This window comes from Halomonas sp. KX33721, assembly GCF_001596805.1.
Lineage (GTDB): Bacteria > Pseudomonadota > Gammaproteobacteria > Pseudomonadales > Halomonadaceae > Vreelandella > Vreelandella aquamarina.
Map to the genome: position 1 here is coordinate 99778 of NZ_LVIA01000014.1, position 19732 is coordinate 119509.

Annotated in this window: 15 protein-coding genes, 1 rRNA gene and 3 pseudogenes; 5 read left to right on the forward strand and 14 right to left on the reverse strand. The window is 55.1% G+C overall.

What is annotated here, in order from left to right; genetic code table 11:
* The first annotated feature begins 100 nt into the window (after window positions 1-100).
* Window positions 101-1006, forward strand: coding sequence for a hypothetical protein (locus A3220_RS05910; protein ID WP_016916423.1), 906 nt, complete (start codon window positions 101-103; stop codon window positions 1004-1006).
* 126 nt (window positions 1007-1132) lie between these two features.
* Here A3220_RS05910 and A3220_RS05915 read toward each other — a convergent pair whose 3' ends face one another.
* The 4 genes from A3220_RS05915 to A3220_RS05930 all read right to left on the reverse strand — a co-directional run bounded on the left by A3220_RS05915 (window position 1133) and on the right by A3220_RS05930 (window position 6453).
* Window positions 1133-2116, reverse strand: coding sequence for a L,D-transpeptidase family protein (locus A3220_RS05915; RefSeq protein WP_227408090.1), 984 nt, complete (start codon window positions 2114-2116; stop codon window positions 1133-1135).
* A 113-nt stretch (window positions 2117-2229) separates the two neighbouring features.
* On the reverse strand, window positions 2230-3762 hold the full coding sequence (gene lnt / locus A3220_RS05920; RefSeq protein ID WP_022521287.1) for an apolipoprotein N-acyltransferase: 1533 nt from the start codon (window positions 3760-3762) through the stop codon (window positions 2230-2232).
* A gap of 4 nt (window positions 3763-3766) precedes the next feature.
* Window positions 3767-4270, reverse strand: coding sequence for a signal peptidase II (gene lspA, locus A3220_RS05925; protein ID WP_022521288.1), 504 nt, complete (start codon window positions 4268-4270; stop codon window positions 3767-3769).
* The gene (locus A3220_RS05930; protein ID WP_054644987.1) at window positions 4267-6453 is read right to left on the reverse strand and encodes a heavy metal translocating P-type ATPase; all 2187 of its coding nucleotides are present in this window, start codon (window positions 6451-6453) and stop codon (window positions 4267-4269) included. The genes lspA and A3220_RS05930 overlap by 4 nt, the downstream gene beginning before the upstream one ends.
* A gap of 86 nt (window positions 6454-6539) precedes the next feature.
* Between A3220_RS05930 and A3220_RS05935 the strand changes: the two genes are divergently transcribed.
* Window positions 6540-6998, forward strand: coding sequence for a helix-turn-helix domain-containing protein (locus A3220_RS05935; RefSeq protein ID WP_022521290.1), 459 nt, complete (start codon window positions 6540-6542; stop codon window positions 6996-6998).
* Between the two features lie 28 nt (window positions 6999-7026).
* On the opposite strand, the gene A3220_RS05940 is transcribed toward A3220_RS05935, so the two are convergent.
* From A3220_RS05940 to A3220_RS05955, 4 genes are all read right to left on the reverse strand, one after another.
* Entirely contained in the window at window positions 7027-7809 is a 783-nt protein-coding gene (locus A3220_RS05940; RefSeq protein WP_016916429.1) for a ZIP family metal transporter, read from the reverse strand.
* Window positions 7810-7921: 112 nt separating this feature from the next.
* Window positions 7922-8911, reverse strand: a complete 990-nt coding sequence (locus tag A3220_RS05945; protein ID WP_022521291.1) for a M23 family metallopeptidase — start codon at window positions 8909-8911, stop codon at window positions 7922-7924.
* A complete protein-coding gene (locus A3220_RS05950) occupies window positions 8911-9588 on the reverse strand; it encodes a thioredoxin domain-containing protein (protein ID WP_022521292.1) in 678 nt (225 codons plus the stop codon). The genes A3220_RS05945 and A3220_RS05950 overlap by 1 nt, the downstream gene beginning before the upstream one ends.
* 113 nt (window positions 9589-9701) lie before the next feature.
* Window positions 9702-10616: a cation diffusion facilitator family transporter gene (locus A3220_RS05955; protein ID WP_035556048.1), complete on the reverse strand. Its 915-nt coding sequence runs from the start codon at window positions 10614-10616 to the stop codon at window positions 9702-9704.
* 204 nt (window positions 10617-10820) lie between these two features.
* Here A3220_RS05955 and A3220_RS05960 point away from each other — a divergent pair, with 204 nt between their 5' ends.
* Complete coding sequence (locus A3220_RS05960) at window positions 10821-11741, forward strand: bile acid:sodium symporter family protein (RefSeq protein ID WP_062373757.1); 921 nt, start codon at window positions 10821-10823, stop codon at window positions 11739-11741.
* Window positions 11742-11851: 110 nt separating this feature from the next.
* Here A3220_RS05960 and A3220_RS05965 read toward each other — a convergent pair whose 3' ends face one another.
* Entirely contained in the window at window positions 11852-13621 is a 1770-nt protein-coding gene (locus A3220_RS05965) for a hypothetical protein (protein WP_128082404.1), read from the reverse strand.
* Window positions 13622-13686: 65 nt separating this feature from the next.
* Here A3220_RS05965 and A3220_RS16815 point away from each other — a divergent pair.
* Window positions 13687-13863: pseudogene (locus A3220_RS16815) on the forward strand (helix-turn-helix domain-containing protein); the annotation flags it as partial.
* Between the two features lie 9 nt (window positions 13864-13872).
* On the opposite strand, the pseudogene A3220_RS05970 reads toward A3220_RS16815, so the two are convergent.
* Both A3220_RS05970 and A3220_RS05975 read right to left on the reverse strand, forming a co-directional pair.
* A pseudogene (locus tag A3220_RS05970) lies at window positions 13873-14627 on the reverse strand (ribonucleoside-diphosphate reductase).
* Window positions 14628-14685: 58 nt separating this feature from the next.
* Window positions 14686-16797, reverse strand: coding sequence for an adenosylcobalamin-dependent ribonucleoside-diphosphate reductase (locus A3220_RS05975; protein WP_044629548.1), 2112 nt, complete (start codon window positions 16795-16797; stop codon window positions 14686-14688).
* Window positions 16798-17006: 209 nt separating this feature from the next.
* Between A3220_RS05975 and A3220_RS05980 the strand changes: the two genes are divergently transcribed.
* Entirely contained in the window at window positions 17007-17582 is a 576-nt protein-coding gene (locus tag A3220_RS05980; RefSeq protein ID WP_084354588.1) for a hypothetical protein, read from the forward strand.
* Here the strand turns inward: A3220_RS05980 and A3220_RS16820 are convergent.
* The 3 genes and pseudogenes from A3220_RS16820 to rrf all read right to left on the reverse strand — a co-directional run bounded on the left by A3220_RS16820 (window position 17554) and on the right by rrf (window position 19569).
* Window positions 17554-17757 (reverse strand): diguanylate cyclase, encoded by a 204-nt coding sequence (locus A3220_RS16820; RefSeq protein WP_084812750.1) that lies wholly within the window; start codon window positions 17755-17757, stop codon window positions 17554-17556. The genes A3220_RS05980 and A3220_RS16820 overlap by 29 nt on opposite strands.
* Window positions 17758-18081: 324 nt before the next feature.
* Window positions 18082-19211 (reverse strand): annotated as a pseudogene (locus A3220_RS05985) (IS1380 family transposase).
* A gap of 242 nt (window positions 19212-19453) precedes the next feature.
* Window positions 19454-19569: ribosomal RNA gene (gene rrf / locus A3220_RS05990) — 5S ribosomal RNA — on the reverse strand.
* Window positions 19570-19732: the final 163 nt, after the last annotated feature.

A 19732-nucleotide genomic window follows, 5' to 3' on the forward strand; every position in this document is an offset into this window, starting at 1 on the left:
TCGTCGACATCGTTTATTGGTGGTGGCACCCAACGGGGATGCGTTGTGCAAAGCCTGTAATGAGCAAGGGGAAATTGCCTGCCCATCGTGTGGTAATCCCATGCCAGCGGGTCGAGGTGATGCCTGTGAGCCCTGCTATTGGACGCGAACATGCCGTAAACGCATCACCATTGGCCAAGCCGGTATCACTACCAAAGCGTTAAGTGAGGCCTTTGGGGAATTTGGTGAATGGCTGATTCGTATCACTGGGCCGCATAAGGCTGCCCTCAAGATCAATCATTTCTTCTCGTTCTTCCTTGAGCTCGACCAGGCATGGTCACGGATACCGAGCTATTCGGAGCTACTTCATCACTTCGGGGCGGAGGGCTTGCGGCGTGTGAGGCTTCCCATGCGATGGTTGCATGAAGAGCAAGGGGTAGAGCCGGATCACCAAGCAAAGCGGATCGACTCAGAGAAAAGACGTATTCAAGCGTGTCTCAGTTCTATGCCGTTCGCTTCGCTATCAGACCAAGTGCTGCAAGCCTATTGGCTGCAATTGGAAACCCGTATAGAGGCGGGCAAAACGTCCCACACCTCCGCACGACTTGCACTAAGAGCGGCAGCCGCATTGCTACTCGCTACTGACCGGGAGGGGCAGCGACTGCCTCAACAGGGCGATGTGGACAACTATTTGCATGCGGTGCCCGGACAAGCAGCCTCGGTCACGGGGTTTACTAATTTCTTAAATCGCCAACATGCCACCACGTTGGCTCCTCGGGTGGATGTAAAACGGGCAAGAAAGCGGCGAAAAGAAACACTAGCCCGCACCCTGATGACGATGGCCCGGTGTGCTGATCAAGGAGAGGCCTGGAGGGAGGCATGGATCGTTGCTGCCATGGAGTATTTCCATGACACAAAATTAACGCAGAAAATGCTTCGACAACAGACCGTAGAGCGGACGACAGACGGGATACAGGTGGTAGTGGGTGGCGTTACCTACTGGCTGCCTCTGGATATTGAGTGCTAAGACACTGATAGCGCGCAGTCACTTGGAGGGCCCCGCGACTCTGTAGGCGAATGTCGCCCCGCCGTTTGGACGGGGCTATGGCTCTCTACCTATATGCCAGGGCTCAACGGGGTGCCAAAAGGCGTGTCATGACCGTTGAGATGACGTCAAAACCAGGTCTTCATAAATGCCCTTGATAGCCTTCTCTTCTGGGCTGTGGCGCTGTGGCTCCTGTTCCTGCTTTGGATGTAGTGGGGTTATAAGCCCGTTAGAGAGTGACAGGACATCGCTGAGCTGCTCGTAATCGAGGTTTACGTTATCGACATTGTATTGGTTAAGGCGTGTCATGGTCTCTGTGAGTGCGGTCATACTGTGCTCTTCTTCTCCAAGCGGCGGAAAGGCTTGAATCAGCGGCTGACCGCCTTCCCAACCTATCTTGATCGGCTGATTGATGATGTTGACTTGGGTGCCGGGTGGAATGCGGTCAAATATAGATTCGATGTCTTTGGGTAACATGCGGATACAACCTCGGCTTGCGCGCATGCCAATGCCATCGGGCTGGTTGGTGCCGTGAATCAAATAGCCATCGAAGCCTAGGATGATGGCATGGTCTCCTAGCGGGTTATCGGGGCCGGGCGGTACAACGCTTGGTGCGGTTTCGCCGCGTGCTTCCGCTTCACGTTTTACCGACTCAGGCGGGTACCATGCGGGGTTTTTAATGTTCATGGTGGTCTCGGTCACACCAAGGGGTGTATCAAACCCTTCGCGACCGATGCCGATAGGATAGGTCTCAACGCGCGGTGTCTCACCGGTTTTGACATCTGGGTAGTAGTAAAGCCGCAGCTCGGCGATATTGATGACGACCCCAGTACGCTCGACATTCGGCAGGATGAAGCGTCCTGGAATGGTTACTTCAGTACCCACTCCGGGCACCCAAATACTGACCTCTGGGTTAGCACGTACAATCTCCTGGTAGCCAAGGTTGTGACGTCTGGCAATATCAATCAGAGTATCCTCGTAATTCTTCACGATGAAGGTGTCAGCCTCTCCGATAATATTGCCTTCCTCAGGTAGCGGGTAATGCCCCTTGGGCCATTCCGTCTCCTGGGCAGTGGAAGGTTGTGCCGCCATGGCGACAGGGAGCCATGCCAGAAACGAAACCATCACACTCACGATGAAGCCGATCTGCATTGGCCATGGGAGGAATCTCTTAAGTATTGCTGCGTTCTTTGCCAAGAGCATCGCTAGGTTCCTTTTTCATCTAATGCGTCGTTTTTTGATCGAGATAAGTTCAGTTGTAACCCGAGCAGTGTCAGCACCGCAGCGAGTATCCAAGCGGGGCCACTACCGGTGCGTGTGAAAGGAGTTAGGCCCTGCATCGGGGTCACCTCGCCCGTTAAACTGGCCTGTTCAAACTGTGGGGCACGGGCTGTGACGTGACCTTGTGAATCGATGATGGCCGTCACGCCATTACTGGTAGCTCGAAGTAGGTGACGACCATTTTCTAAGGCACGTAGACGCGCCATTTGAAGATGTTGGTGTGGGCCAATGGAACGCCCAAACCACGTATCGTTGGAAACCGTTAATAGCAGCTCGGCATTACGCGCCTGCTGGGCGACATGGTCGGCAAAAATGATTTCGTAACAAATGGCATTGCCAATGGTGGCTCCAGCCACGTGTAACGGAGCCTGTTCGCCTGACCCTGGGGTCAGGCGAGGTACTGGCAAGTCGAAAAAAGCAAGGGTGCCAGCGAGGAGACTTTGGAATGGCAAATACTCGCCAAAGGGCACCAAGTGCGCCTTCTGGTATTCGCCCTGCACATCATTTAGCCCTATGACGCTGTTATAAGAGCGCCCTTCACTGTCGCGTTGCAAAATGCCGGTCAACAAGGCGGTGTCAGGCCCCAGGTCGGACGCTACTTGCTCAAGTATTTGCTGTGCTTCCTGCTCAAGCATGGGAAGGGCTGCCTCGGGCCAAACGATGAGATCGATATCCCTTGCTTGCTCCCGTGTCATCGCCGTGTAGATACTGATCGCCTCGCGCTGCCCTTGGGCAGTCCACTTAATGCGCTGGTCAAGATTCCCTTGCAGCAATGCCACCCGGATGGGCTTGCCAGCCGGGGTTGTCCATTGGGCGGGCAATAGGAATGGAACGATCCACAAGGCGGCCATTGGGACAAGGAAACTCCAGCGGCGACGCAGTACCTCTACCCCTAACGTACCTGTCAGCGCGGTCATGAGTGACAGCAAGTACACACCACCAACGGGCGCCCATGGGGCTAGTGGAGAATCAATCTGAGAGGTGCCCAGCAATAACCAGGGAAAGCCGGTGAGCATCCAAGTGCGTAGCCATTCGCTCACCACCCACATACCGGCAAAGCTAAGAAAGGCGAACCGTGGCCCCGTGATGCGTCGATAGAGCCCAAAGGGGACTGCAAAGAAGAGCGCCAGGACGCTGACAAAAAGAGTGGTGAGGAACATCGCCACCAAGGCCCCGGTGCCACTGAAATCGTGAATAGCAACGAAGACCCACGACGTGCCTGAACCGAACAGGCCTACCCCATAGCACCACCCACGCAGGGTGGCCATGGCGGGCGTTAGCAACTGTATCTTCCAATAGACCAGTGCCACGGCCACTGGGCCAAGCCACCATAGGGAAAAGGGGGCGGCACTCAAGGTGGTCAGCACCCCAGCGGCGAGCGCTACAACGCAATCGACTATTGGTGAGGAGCGCCCAGCAAAAAGCGTATATTCTTTATCTTTATCGACCACATCCATAGCGTTACTCAGAGCGCTTAAAAGCAGGACTTTCACGCCATAACGCCACCGCGAACATCAATACACCGGCAAATAGCGCGATATCGGCCATGTTAAAGGCGGGCCAATGCCATTCGCCCCAGTAAATGTCCAGATAGTCGACGACGTACCCTCGCGCTAAGCGATCAACAGTATTACCGAGCGCGCCGCCAAGAATCAGGCTGTACGCACAGGCCTCCAAGCGCGACAGGGGTTTGCATAGCTGCACAACCAATACGACGACCACCACCAACGCTAAACCAAGAAAGAGGTAGCGCTGCCAACCCCCTGCTTCTGCGAGAAAGCTGAAAGCGGCTCCTGTGTTCCCGGTATAAACCCAGTTAAAAAACGGCGTTAGCGGAATGACTTGGCCAAACGACATCTGAGCATGCACAATTTCCTTGACCAGTTGATCGGCTAGAGCCATCACGCAAGCTAATGTGAACCATGGCCAGCGACGTGAAGGGCTATCGTGTTGCACTGTTCTCATGAGGTTACTTTTCCTTGTGACAGGCCTGTCATTGCGGTACTGGGCGAAAAGCGGTAACCCAGCAGTCGCATGGCGTTCAACGTCACCAGGACGGTAGCACCGGTATCGGCCATCACCGCAATCCACATGCCGGTAATACCCAGCGCCGTTGTAACTAGGAAAATGGCTTTTAAGCCAAGGGCGAGAACAACGTTGGTTTTCACATTGCGCAGCGTGGCACGAGAGAGGTCTATCAGCTCAGCGATGCCGGTAACGCGGTTCTTGAGCAAGGCTGCATCGGCGGTTTCCAACGCCACATCCGTGCCGCCCCCCATCGCGATACCCACATCGGCTGCCGCGAGTGCCGGTGCATCGTTGATGCCATCGCCTACTTTACCGATGGGGCCACGGCCAGCCGCTTGCCAGTCTCGAACATACGCTGCCTTGTCTTCAGGCATTAGTTCGCCGTACGCTTCAATGCCTAAGCGACCCCCCGTGGCAGCGACGGTGCGGGCATTATCACCGCTGAGCATGACCGCCTGTACGCCTAAACGGGATAGCGCCGCTAGGCCTTCAATGGCATCTTCGCGTGGCTCATCGCGAACCGCGATCAAGCCCAGTAAACGCTCGCCTTCGACGAGGAGAGCGAGGCTCTTACCGGCTTCTTCTAACGCGACAATCCGAGCACTGAGACTTTCCTCAAGGATGACTTTCTCGTGAAGGTGACGAGGCGTCATTAAGCTCAGCTCGCGACCCTCCACCTGGCCGGAAACACCGCGCCCCGCCAGAGCGCGGCCGCCGGTGACGGTGGGGAGGTTGATGCCCGACTGTCGGGCATGCTCAACGATAGCCGTGGCGATAGGGTGACTGGAATCCCGCTCTATTGCGGCGGCGAGCCGCAATACGCTGTTATCGTCTTCCTCAGCAATCCAAGACTCCACATCTGTGACTCTTGGGGTACCCGCAGTGAGGGTGCCCGTTTTATCTAATGCCACCAAGCGAAGCTTACCTAACTGTTCAAGAACGGCTCCCCCTTTGATCAGTAGTCCGCGCCGAGCTCCCGCCGAGAGACCGGCGGCGATGGCGGCTGGGGTGGAAATGACTAACGCGCAGGGGCATGCGATTAACAGCAATGCTAACGCACGGTAAATCGACTCCGACCATGCCATGGTCGATACCAGCGGTGGCACTATCGCCATCAGTAGGGCGAGTAAGACGACGGCGGGCATATAGTAATACGCAAAACGATCAATAAAGCGTGCTATCGGTGCCTTGGCGGCCTGTGCTTCTTCAACCAGACGAATAACGCGTGCGATCGTATTGTCATCAGCGCCTCGTGTTACCTCCACCTCCAGGGCGGCATCAAGATTCACTGTGCCAGCAAAAATGTCATCACCAGGCGCTCGCGAACGGGGTATGGACTCGCCGTTTACCGGCGACTCGTCAATGTCGGAGGTGCCCACCAGGATGCGTCCATCGCAGGGTACGCGATCACCGGGCCGCACCAGCACACGCTGCCCGGGTTTAAGTGACTCCGCCGAGACGTCACGCAGATGGCCGTTGTCCATCAGCCTCGCCGTTGAGGGTGTTAAATTTGCCAAGGCTGAGATACTGCGGCGCGCTCGTGAAGCAGCTACCCCTTCGAGTAGCTCACCTACGGCGAACAAGAACACGACCATCGCAGCTTCAGCGGCAGCATTGATGGCCAATGCGCCAAGCGCAGCGATGCACATCAGCATCTCTATGGTAAAGGGATTGCGCATTTTGAGGGCGCCCCAGGCACTCTGCGCAATGGGTATTAAGCCGACTAGCGTGGCCAAAATGAAAGGCATATTACCCAGCGCAGGCCATGCTAAACGAAGCGCGAAGGCCACTATCAGCAGATTTCCTGTGATAATGACCAAGCGCCCTTTAGCGGTTTGCCACCAAGAGGATGAAGCACCAGATGCGCGTGTTTGGCCATCATGGGAAGCCACTTGATAGCCTAGTTCGTTCAGGATGCCCTCAATGGTCTTTCGCGAGGGGGCCCCGTGATCGTGGTGGTGAATCTTCACTGATCCCGTGACCGAGCTTGCCGTGACTTCCTCAATGCCTTCCAGTCGCTCTAGCGCCGACACAACCTTGCGCTCACAACCGCCGCAGTCCATGCCTTCAACACGCAGCGTCAAGGTGGTAGGCGCTGTTGTCGGCGTTGATGTTTTCATGGTGCCTCTCCTGCCAATGGGCTATGGTTTTTAAGTGTAAACCTTGTGGCAACTACAGCTTCAAGCCCTGCGTAAGGAGTTTTACCATGTCGATGATCGGCCAAAGTATCAGCATTGGTGAGTTAGCACGACGAGCCGATTGCAAACCTGAAACGGTTCGCTATTACGAGCGTATTGGGCTGTTGCGCGATGCGACACGAACCGGTGGGGGGCAGCGCCGCTATGGAGACGACGCTGTGCGGCGCTTGACCTTTATTCGTCATGCCCGTGACTTTGGCTTTTCGGTGGAGTCAGTGCGAGAGCTTTTGGCCATGTCAGATCAACCTGATATGCCTTGCCAAGAAGTCGATGCCATCGCCACGCATCACCTAAAGAAAGTGGAGTCCCGCCTTCAACGACTGTCCATACTGCGTGAGGAGCTTCAACGGATGGTCACACAGTGTGCCGGTGGTAAAGTGGAAAGCTGCCGAATCATTGAGGTCATCAGTGATCATCAGCTCTGTATCACTGAAAAATCGCACGGAGGGGCTCACGACTTGGGTTAGCACTAACGCTACGCCCCACGCCCAATGGTTAGCCCAGCGAAACATCCAAAAACAGCATGAGTACCAATCCGATGGAGAGGCCCAGCGTGGCCTTTTTTTGGTGCCCGCTTCGATGAGTTTCGGGAATAATCTCATGACTGATCACATACAACATCGCCCCCGCTGCAAAGGCCAACCCCCAGGGCAGTAGCGCTTGTGACATGCTGATGACTCCAGCGCCTAATAAGCCACCTAACGGCTCAACAAGCCCCGTAAGGGCGGCAATCGTCCATGACCGCCAACGTGAATAGCCCACGCCTAGCAGTGATACTGCTACGGCCAGTCCTTCTGGGGCATTCTGAAGTCCAATGCCAATCGCTAGTGGAATGCCTCCTTCGCTTCCCCCTGCGCCGAAGGCCACGCCAACGGCCAGCCCCTCTGGCAGGTTGTGTATCGTAATGGCAATAATAAACAACCAGATACGACGTAGTGAGGCAGCCTCTGGCCCTTCTCGCCCCTGTTCGAAGTGCTCATGAGGTAAGAGTTCGTTCAGTAGTGCGACCATTCCAATCCCTAGCAAGATGGCCGCACAGGCAATGGCAGCAGGTACCACGCTACCTCCGTAACGCAGCTCCGAGGCTTCTAAGGAGGGTATGATCAGTGAGAAGAAAGAGGCCGCTAGCATGACGCCAGCGGCGAACCCCAACGCTAAATCGCGAACACCACGATTCGGTCTTTTGGTAAACAAGATAGGAAGCGCCCCGACAGCCGTCATCAAGCCCGCGGCAAGGCTTCCCAATACCCCCATTGTGACGAGAGAAACCTCTTCCATACCGATTACCTGTCTTGTGGTAGATGAGTGATCACAGCGCTAGGGTTCCATAACGAGGCAAGCACACGTTCACGTTACTAACAATCCATGCAACGTTGCTAAGCACGGGTGGTTACGGCTCGTTAAACGAGATCAAGTCATAAATGGACGCCGTGCCGATAGCTTGTTCCAAGCGATCTCTTGCCTCGTAAAGTGACGCTTGATATTCACCTTGAGTCGGCTGCTCACCCAACATGATGCGTTGACCTTGACCAAGGGGATCAACAGGCTGGTTATTGACTCTCACTTCGTAATGCAGGTTGGGGCCCGTGGCGACCCCGGAGGAACCTACCTCTCCGAGCGACTCTCCCGCATTGACTAAATCCCCAACCACTAGCTGTGGGGAGAATCGGCTAAGGTGTGTGTAGCGACTAATGGCCCCTGTGTCGTGCTCCACCTCGATCACCTGCCCATATCCCCCTTGGCGACCCATAAAGAATACGCGCCCAGGTGCGGTGGCAATGACCGGCGTTCCTGTCGGCGCAGCCAAGTCAATTCCATTATGAGGACGCATCCCTCCATACACAGGATGTCGCCGATTCCCAAAGCGAGACGTTAAGCGGGCACTAAGCACGGGCAACCGCAACGTGCCTAGCAGGGTGTCGCTTTTGAAAAGAGCTACGTCCCCCTTTTGGGTGACCGGCCATATGACCTCCAAGGGCTCTGCCTGATCAGGCAGAGCGGCATAACTGAGGCGTGGTGGCCCAACACGGGCGCCGTCCTGGCGTCGATCTTCCTCCCACACTAATTGAATACGTTCACTGCCAGAAAACTCCAGCGGCGCTGCGATAAACTCGCTGAGCAGTGTTTCCAGTTTAGTGGCGAAACGCGTTGGGACACCTTCTGCTGCCAAGGCCTCGTAGAGGGTGGTATCAATGACGACATCACGCCCAAAGGTTAGGGTATCAACGCTATCGAGCGGTAATGTGCCTTCTTGCTCGCTAGCCGCCTGTAACTTGACAGGGCTAAGTTCAGACGGAGGCAATGACAGATGCGTTTGCCAATTGGCTTCGGCTAGCAAGGGGTAAAAGCCCACCAAGCCTAGTAACCACCAGCGCTGCATCACTGGCCATCCTCTTCCCCAGAGATCTCCGCTACTTCACTCTCGACGGCATCAATCAGCTCTTGCATACCAAAGGGGTCTAAAGGCTCGCCATTGACAAAAAAGGTAGGTGTTTGGCGAATCTGATTGGCTCTGACATCCGCCATGTCTTGGTCAATCACCGCCTGCACCTCAGCAGAAGTCAGTTGCTCTTCGGCAGCCGCTAAATCAAGGCCTCCTTGGCTCGCGATATCGAGGATAGCGGATTCATCAAAACTGCCATGTGAAGCCCATTGATCCTGGCGAGCCAGCAGCCTCTCCAGTACCGGTTCAAAGACGCCCTGACGACGAGCAACTTCTAATACCCGAATGGCCTTGTCCGATACGTCGCCGTGGAAAGGAGTGTAGCGCACGATGAGCCGCACTTTTTCTGGGTAGGTTTCCAGAATACTTTTTGTCAGGGGATAGAAAGCACGGCAGGCTTCGCAAGCCGGATCGAAGAATTCCACAATCGTCACCGGCGCGTCTTCTCGTCCCAAGATGGGGGAGTGTGAACGCACCAAGGAGTCCTCGGCCTGGACACCGCTCTCTTTTGCTGCCTGAGCTTGCATGTCTAAGAGGGCAGGCTTCGATACGGCGACGATCGCAGCGGTCAGCATTAACGTACCGGCCAATATAAAAGACGCTTTTTTGAACATGTTTCTCTCTCTGTCTCAACGATGGGGTGGAAAAGTAGGGTTGAAAAATAAGCCAATCGCTATGGGAGTAAGCTGCTCGCTATCTACCTGAGCTGGGAGCCGGCCTCGGTCTGTCACTCATGCCCATATAGATTGGCATTTTGATGCGCGTGGTCACTATGCTCAAACTCTAGGCTGGAATGAGCAATACTGAAGCGCATTTTAAGCTGCTCCTTGATCTCTGCTTTGACGGATTCAAGCTGCTGCCAGCCGGTTTCTGTCAGAACCACGTGGCAGTCAAGGGCTGCCATGTTTTCCTGCATCTGCCATAGATGCACATGGTGAATATCCTGGACTCCCTCGATATCTCGTACGGTCTCAACGACTGCCTGCCCGTCAATGTCCGGGGGAGATCCCAGCATTAGCGTACGGATAGGGCCGCCAATTTCAGAGAAGGCTAGGTAAAGAATATATAGCGCAATCCCTATCGTGATCGCGGGGTCTACCCAGCGCATGTCGTACAGTAAAATAAGCGAACCACCGATAATCACGGCGATGGAGGCAAACGCATCCGATAAGTTATGCAGAAAAAGGGCGCGGATATTGACACTCTCTTTTTGCATTGACCACGTGAGCATGGCGGTAAGGGCATCGACGACGAGCGCGACGCCACCAATAATCACGATCGTCCATCCCTCTATCTCAGGGGGATCGACCATCCGCATAGCGCCTTCGTAAATCAGGTAGACACCGACAATAATGAGGGTGGTGTAATTGATGAGTGCTGCCACTATCTCGATGCGGCCATAGCCAAAGGTCATATGCACATCGGCAGGCCGTCTGGCGATTTTACGAGCAGCAAAGGCAATGACTAATGCTGCCAAGTCAGAAAAGTTATGTAACGCATCAGCGATCAGCGATAGGCTCCCCGCCATAATGCCACCGACGATTTGAGCGATGGTTAAGAGCCCATTGGCCCAAATGGAGATGCTGACGCGCCGGTCGCCAGAGGCAGGATCAATGTGGGGATGATCATGATGATGTCCCATCTGTTACCCTCTCTCGAATTATCTGTTCTTGGTACTATAAAACCTCTAGCAACTAAAGCTTCAACCCTTGAGCATTGTCTATTTGCACCCCTGGATTGGGAAGAGCGTCCCTTGCTCCCAAGCAAGTCATGGCGTGCTGGGCCGAAGTGATCATGTTTTAGGTACGGAGCTCAATCCACTTCAACCGGTAACGTCCAATCCACCATGAGTAGATTCATTTATTTTGTCGAGGCGCACCTTGTCTGGTTTGTGATGTTCGTCGCGGGGGTAGGCTTACTCTTTCCGGCCACCGGAATAATACTTGAGTTCGCGATTGGGCCATTACTGGCATTACTGATGTTGATTATCAGCCTCACATTCGATGCGCATGCAGTGCGCATCGTGTTCCGTAAGCCGTCACGGCAGTTGTTGGCATTGGGGCTGGTCTATGGGCCTATGTCGATTGCCGGGTGGCTAACGGGCCGTCTATTTTTTGGAAGCGGCCCGCTGGCTGCTGGCCAAACCTTGCTCGGCACGCTGCCGACAGATGTGTCTTCTCCTCTTTTGGTACTGATGGCGAAAGGCAATGTGGCGCTTGCCGCTGTTTTCAACGCAGTCAACACCGCGTTATGTCCGTTTATTGTTCCCTTCCTGTTTTTATGGCTCACCGGCCTTCAGTTAGACGTGCCGCTTGGATCAATTATTCTTGAATTAACACTAATCGTGCTTCTTCCTACCGTGATTGGGGTCAGCTTGCGTACAAGGTTCTCGGCTTTCTTTGCACGGCATGATTCAGCGTATGCAGGGATAGGGTCGATTCTGTATCTGCTGATCCTACTCGCCGTGGTCGGGCCGAATGCCACCACGATCATTGGCTATGGCTGGTATGCGTTTGTGATTGCGGGGGCGGCCCTGTGCCTCAATTTGATTGGGTACCTGGTAGGTATGTCCTCACGGTTACTCACCTCTGATCGCAAAGAGGTGATTACCTATCTTTTCACGGTCAGTAAAAAGGAATTCAGCATCGCTGCAGCGTTTGTCGCTGCTTCTGGCTTGCCATCAGAGATCGCAATTCCAGCCGCTTTTTTTGCCGTGATTCAAATGATCACTTCGCCCATCGCAGCGAAGATCCTCGCCCGCCACTGAAGGGATGGCCGTATCGGCTCTTCGTCAGAAGAGCAACCTGCACACGGGGTGTACAGGTTGCTCTTAGCGACAAAACAGACACCGCTACTCATAAAGGTGGCAAATAGTACCTATGCTAAGTCACTGCGACCAATACTGACCTTGCTAAAAGCATTTAACACAGAGGCTTCGCAGGGTATCTGTTCCTTTTTGGATTTAGGGTGCTTGAACGTATCGGCGAATCCTGGGCAGTGACCAACTAGTTTTTGGACAACACCTTCTACGTGCCGCACGTTAGACAGCACTTGGCGTAACCACTGCTCGAAGCTGCCTTGGTGGCTCAGCGTGAAGACTAAACCTTTATAGGAAGGAGGCTTGGATGCCTCCTCGCTACCGCCAGCTCTGGGTTTTGGAGGGCGTCGTTGGATCTCCATGAGATAGAGCGTTTGATCTAACACATGCACCCGAACGACGAGCACCCCGCGAGGTACCTTGGTCTGAGTATCAATGTAAACCCAATTAGCGACTGACGTTTCCACCTCCTCGTCTATTTCGAAAGGTTCGAGGCTGATCAACCGAGGGTCGGGGGAAGTGCTAAAGCCGTCTTCAAAGGTAAACCAGCTAACGCCACGAATCGTTTCGGGATAGGCCGATTGCAAATAGAGAAGCGCATTCCACATATCACGTAGAAAGCCCTGTGATTCCAGTGTAATAGGAGCATGAATAGAGGCCTGTCCGACCCCTTTTCCTGATCCATGCGGCTCCCCAGTGGAGAAAATAGTTTCGTCACCCGGAACGGGGACGCCTCGTGTATCGGGCACATTTTTTCGAGTATATCGTTTATCCAAGACGGCGCGAGGCTTACCTAAAATAACGAATTCGTCCTCAGGAAGGTCTAGCCAAGAAGAGCCATGGTCGGGCTCTTCATCATCCGTCAGGTCAATGACATCGGGGATGTCTTGAAGCTGATGATAGGGAAATTGAGTGGGAGCATCATCGCCATCGGTGGCTGGTACTGTCGTTGACTTCTCTCTTTCGCGGTGGATCGTGGCACCATCGGGCTGCGTACAGCCTAATATCTGCAAGCCTAGGAATGTGTTGCCACCATCAATTGGAACGCCAGAAACAGAGATTTCCCCGCTGCCTTGAAACCATGGGGTGGCTTTTAAAAGCATCTCATCTGGCGTGGAGCTGGTTTCAAATTGTGAATATATATATTTTGCAGCGCGCTTGGCATACGGATCGTACAACATATGCGCGAGCAAAATGGCATCGTGTTTATGAACATGATAGGTAAATTTGACAGGCCACGTACCTGGGGATGCAGGCGCATCAAGCGGTCGATAAAGACGTTTTTTGACTTCTTCCCAAGGGTAAGTGGCGAGCACTCGCTTGATTTCAGAAGATCGGCCGTAAACGCGAATAAAAAATTCTGTGCAAGGGATGAGCAAGTGTTTGCCATCTGGAAGGTCAAATTCAATCAGGTATGTTTTGTGCTGATTTTTCTGGGGTAAGTAGTTCGAGTCATGAAAAGCGGTATAGAGGCTTCGTCCTGATTGTCGTAAATCATCTAAGGTGACAATTCGCCAGCCGCCTGGAGAAAAAGAAACGGAGAATTTTCTTTCCTCGTAGGCAATACGCGAGCTACTCACGCCCTTTTCCCATACTGACCCTATTCTCAATAGCCCAAGATGCGTTAAGACAGTCTCACGTCTCATCACGCCTCCTAAGTTATTTTCATGGTCGATGGTTCTTAAGAAGATATGGATTTTAGGGACGCTTCGTAAGCGATTGTTCTTAAATATAGGCCCGTACCACCAAACGACCAAGCGCTCTGCCTCGTTTTTTAGGGTGCCATCATGGAAGCTAAAGGTTCTGGATTGTTTAAGAGAAACGGTCACAAAGGCGCACTCTATGTAAACTCAACATAGAGATTGTCGCAGCAATTATTGTTTAGTCGCAACAATTGTTGGAAATGACACCAGTACACGTGATCCGTACTTTTAGTGCGCTCAGCGAAGATGGGCTGGTGTTTCGCGACCGCCATCATGTCTCAATCCCCAACCTTGAAGCGCTGGCCACGGAAGGGGAATTTGATGACTGCTACCTTACCGATAATATCAGGCCGTTATTTGACGAGTGATGCCAGCGGCTAGCCGCACTTTGACCAGCCGCACCCGGCATAACAGGTTGGACAGCCATCCATCATGATCAAATCACCCCGACACTCAGGCACGTGCCTACCGTAGCGGGGCCACCGCTTGCTTCACCAGAAGACGATGCGCCGGCAGAGTCTTCAGCCGCCGGAGGCTCCTCCGGCTGCCAGGCATGTCCATGCTGCATGCGGTGCGCATAGCGTGCAACCAGCGTCTCCACCGGCACTTGGTGGCCGTCCTGATCCAGAAAGCCACGCCGATAGAGAATCTGCTGAATCGACCAAGCAATCGCCGCCACTTCAGAATCGTGAAACATGGGCTTATTCCAGCGATTCATGCCACAGCGCACCAACCCCTTATCCCAGGCCACCTTGCGAAGATCCGCCACGGCCTGCGTGACATAGCCGCCCCGCGCCGCTAGCGACAGGCTACGCATCGTGGCAGTGATCCACTGGTGCTCGCTGGAGAGCTGGCCCGAGGGAAAGAAGAACTCCACCGGACGCTCAATCACCACACGCTGGCCGCCAATCACGCCTTCCACTGGCATAAACGAGACCAGCAAGTAGACCTTCTTGCGCCCTTCAGCCCCCACATAAGAGATTTTTTCAGACACTGCTTCCAGTGTGCCTTCCGGGCGCGATGGAATGCGGACCGTTAATGGGTCTTCATCTGGTAGCTCCGGTGCAGGCGCGGGCTGCCCTTGTTGCTTAATACGGTAACCGACAATTTTCGACGTAATTTCAACCGCCATAACGTTCTCCCCAGTTCTTTAGACAGCTCATCAAGCTAAGCCTTGCTTGCGCTTACGATTACCATTTGCCGTAGGTGCCCTCTTTCAAGGCATCAAACAGGTTAGCGGCGTTATGCTCTTCACCGTCGTAAAGCACCTTCTCATCGCCGGTTAGCTCAAGGGTTTCACCATTTTCCAGCTCAAACACATAGGTGGTGTTTTTCAGGTCATCCTCACGCACCAACACGCCTTGGAAGGCTTCCGGGTTAAAGCGGAAGGTAGTGCAACCTTTCAAACGGCTCTCGTAGGCCTGCAGATAGAGGTCTTGGAACTGCTCAAAGAGGAACTCGGTGGGTACATTGACCGTTTTGGAAATCGCCGAGTCCACCCACTGCTGAGCTGCCGCTTGAACGGCGACGTGCTGCTCGGGAGTGACCGCGTCAGCGGTAATAAAGTAATCCGGCAGATCGCTCTCTACCGCATCGGCAGCGATAAAGTGGCGGTAGGCCGCTAGTTCAAACGACACTACCTCCACCTGCTCCTTGGTCTTTTTACCGGACTGGATGATGTTGCGGAAATAGCGATGGGAGAACGACGGCTCAATGCCATTGGAAGCGTTGTTGCCCATGGAGAGCGAGATAGTGCCTGTGGGGGCAATCGAACTATGGTGAGTAAAGCGAGCACCGTGCTCGGCGAGCTGCGCTACCAGCTCCGGCTCAAGCTCGGCCACTTTGGCCATGTATTGGCTATAGCGGGTGTGCAGAATCCGCCCCGGCACCTTGTCACCTACCTCGTAGCCGTCGCTGGCGAGCTGAGGGCGCTCGCGCATCATCTTGGGCGTAATGGTGTGCTCCTCTTCAAGCACTGGCGCCATGCCCTTCTCTTTAGAAAGCTCCAGCGCCTGCTTCCACCCTTCCAACGCCAAATGACGACTGACTTCTTCAGTGAACGTCAGCGACGCCTGAGAGCCGTAGGGAATTTTCAGCATGGTCAGGGTCGAACCAAGACCTAAAAAGCCCATGCCGTGGCGGCGTTTGGCTTCAATTTCGCGCTGTTGCTGGGGGAGCGGCAGGCCAGCAATTTCCACCACGTTGTCGAGCATACGGGTGAAAATCGCCACAACTTTACGGTAGCGCTCCCAATCAAACCGCGGCTCGGCGCTAAACGGCTCGATCACAAACTTGGTCAGGTTGACCGAGCCCAGCAGGCAAGCGCCCTCTGGCGGTAGTGGCTGCTCGCCGCAGGGGTTAGTCGCGCGGATATCTTCGCAGAACCAGTTGTTGTTCATGCGGTTGACTTGATCGATTAGGATAAAGCCCGGCTCGGCGTAGTCGTAGGTGGAGGACATAATCGTGTCCCACAACTCGCGAGCTTTAATCACCTCGACAACACGGCAGGCCACGCGCCCTTCGGCATCCACCGTGTAGCCCTCTTCCACCACCGGCCAGTCGCGGTAAATCACCTCTTCGACGCTCACATCCTCTTTCTCACCAGGATGCAGTGGGAAGGCCAGCGGCCAATCGGCGTTGTGCTTCACCGCTTCCATAAACTCATCGGTAATGAGTAGGCTCAGGTTAAATTGACGCAGCCGCCCTGCTTCGCGCTTGGCTTGAATAAACTCGCGCACGTCCGGGTGCCCCACATCGAAGGTACCCATCTGGGCACCGCGACGGCCTCCGGCCGAGGCCACGGTGAAGCACATCTTGTCGTAGATATCCATAAACGCCAGCGGGCCATTGGTGCCCGCTCCTGCGCCAAACACAAAGGCACCTTTATGGCGCAGGGTCGAGAAGTCGTAGCCAATACCGGCGCCCGACTTCAATGTCATACCCGCATCGACCACGGAGTCGAGGATATCGCGCATGGAGTCACGAATAGTGCGAGAAACGGTGCAATTAATCAGACTGACGGCGGGCTTGTAGGCTTCGGCTCCCGCATTAGAGAGAATTCGCCCAGCGGGAATAGCACCATTTTCCAGCGCCCAGCGAAATTTGGGTAGCCACTCATCGGCCTTTTCACCCTCTACGGCGGCTAGGGCGCGAGCCACGCGCTCAAAGGTCGCTGCGACATCTTGATCCACCGGTTGGCCATGACGATCTTTTAACCGATATTTGGCATCCCAGATTTCCCTAGATGGAGCCTGCATAGGGACTTCACTGGATGTCTTCATCGCCTTGGCTGCGGTACTCATGTTCACGAAACTCCTTCACGATGGGTAGCGATCGCGCTAAAAAACGGGCCGATTATACGCGGCATCGTAGGGGAGTATAGCCCCGACTTTCTACTATATGGGCCGTTTTTTTGATGCCAACAACACTAGATATAGAAAAATCAGCACCTTGCCCTTTTGCTTATTCCCAACACGCTATAGGCTTAAAGTTTTCGATGACGATACGACCTATGAACTTCCTGAAAACATCAACTTTCGCCGTCACCGCCATGCTGCTTGTCACAGCTCCCCTTTCATTGGCCGCTACATTTAATGTGGAAACAGTGGCTACCCATGGGCACTGGCAATCCATGGCGCTGACCCTAGGAGAAGAGCGCCACTTTCGTGCTGTAGAGACCCACAGCTACTCCGATGCCACGCTAAGCATAAATGCTACTCAAGGAGTCTGTGATTTACCGTGGCTGGAGATGCGCGTCACCCTAGCGCAGCAGCAGGGTGAGAGCCGAGCGGTGAATCTGGTACCCACTCGGCTGCGGATTGGTGACAACCCGATTGTCGATACCATGGCGGAGTTTATTACCGAGCGGGGCGATGACGGCTTTTATGCCCATTTTTATTTGAGCGATATGGAGACGCTGATCGCTGAGATGCAGTCGGGCGAGCAGCTGTTTTTAGGATTTGACCAGGGTGAGCAGGAACCGTGGTACATGACCTTTAGTTTGGAAGGTGCTGGCGATGCCATTCAACGCATGCAGTCGCTGTGTAGCGGCGCCTCTATCACAGAGGCACCTGCTCCTCCGGGTTAAGCGCACGCTCTTCCGCAACCTCTACTCGATTACGGCCGCTGTGCTTGGCTTGATACATAGCGGCATCGGCCCGGGCCATCAGCGTTTTACAGCTGTCGCCTGGCTGCCAGACAGCATCACCAATGTAAATGCCAGTGGCCCCGCTAGTCGCTGCCGTCCCTGCAGTTCCTTGCATAACCGCTGACTTAGCCGTTTACCCAGCACACTGCTGAGCGAGAGTGGCGAGTGCTCTTGCTCAGCAATGCCCAACAGCTGGGTGAGATTATCCCGCCTCATTCACGAGGGCTCTGATCGGGCAGTCTGAAGCTACGTGCCATCGACATTGCTCGTAAGGATCCGTATTTCCGGCGTGAGCGCCTGCTTCGTAATGCCCGAACACTGCGTTTCTTTCGCCGATTTATAACCTCCAGGAATTAATCTCGACCTTCAAAGCAGCCGTGATCGCCGAACGCCGCTCCGGTCGCTCGCTTTCTGGTGCTGTGGTGGTCTCGCAGGAGCGTCAGCTCAGTGTGATCAGCTTTGGCAACCCCTTCAGCAGCGTCGGCCACCACTTGTCGGCGGCGGCACCGAGGTGAACCGTGATTCGCCGAGCGTGCAGCCTCAGCGTGGCGGCCACCTTCAGCACCTGCTCGCGCATCCGACTCAGACTCCAGCCTTGTCGGGTTTGCCGCTCCAGCAGGCAGCGCAGGCCATGCAGGACCTGGTAGGCGTAGAGGCTGAGCAGCAGGCTCACCTCGTTGCGGGCCATCACGTCCTGAACGGTGGAGGCGCCGCGATCCGTCGACGAGAGGTGCACGTCGAGTGCCGACTTCACCTCGCCCATATGGGCTTCGGCGCTGCCCCGCTTGCGATAGAGCGCCAGGATCTTCTCCGGCGGCCAGTCGAACTTGCCGAGGTTGGTGACCAGGAAGAAGGCATGCAGCAGCAGGTCATCGGGGCGTTCCTGCACCACCAGCACTACGCGCCGCGGTGCCGGCCAGGAGCCGGCTTGGTACGCCAGGTCGTGGCACCACTCGCGAGGCTGCTCGGGTGGCCGGCCGGGTGGCCGCTTCAGGAGCGGTGCTGCCAGCTTCTGTAGACCGGTGTGACTGCGCAACCGGCCCAGGTATTCGATCCCCCGGTCCTCCAGGGCTTCCAGCGTGTCGTTGTCGGTGAATCCGGCGTCGATGCGCACACGAACCTGTGCCCCGGTGCTCTCGTTGAGCCGCTTCACCAGGTGCGGGATCCACGTATCGGCGCTCTCTGCCGGGCCGGCGTTACCCTCTCGCAGTAGCCCGCCGACCATATCGCCGGTTTCGGCCAGCGAGGCGACCAGCGGTGAGTAGATCCGCGCACCGTAAAGGCCATGATAGGCCGAGCCGCCCTGATGTCCGTGGACTTCGACCGGCAGGCCGTCGATGTCCAGCGTCAGCTGCTTGGGACGCTCGCCGTTCTTCAGCGACGTCAGCAGCCGCGACAGCGTGGCTTGAGACGGCCGGTCTTGGGCCAGGGGCGTCATCCCGCGCGCGTCGCTGCAGGCCAACTGCCAGAGCGGGTCGCGGCGCAGCGCGCCGCTGTCGCTGGTGGTGCGAGCTCGACACGGACAGAGCCGTTGCAGGAGGGCATCCAGGTGGATAGGCTTTCACCCATGGTGGATGGCTCTCTTGGTTCAGGTTCTTGACGGAACACACTGAATTTTCAAGAGAATACCATCCGCTATCTTCGTTTTCAGGCCGGCCTCATGAATAAGGCGGGTCAAAGCCTTTTCAAGCCCGTGTACCTATTGACTGGTAAAAGCAGAGCAAAAAAAGCCCCGAACATGCTGTGTTCGGGGCTTTTCTTCGGCGCAACAAAAAACCCAGCCGTTTGGCTGGGTTTTTTGCGGTATAGGTGCCTGACGATGACCTACTCTCGCATGGGGAGACCCCACACTACCATCGGCGCTAAGCGGTTTCACTGCTGAGTTCGGCATGGGATCAGGTGGTTCACGCTCGCTATGGTCGTCAGGCGTAACGGGTAATGCATATCATGCTGAGTGCGTCGTTGACGCAGTAAGTGATCGTCTCTTGTCAGCAAGCACGTTGGCTTGCTGCTGCGTATCCGGTTTTCGTTACCACTGCGACCAGACCCCTTGGGTGTTATAGGGTCAAGCCTCACGGGCCATTAGTACA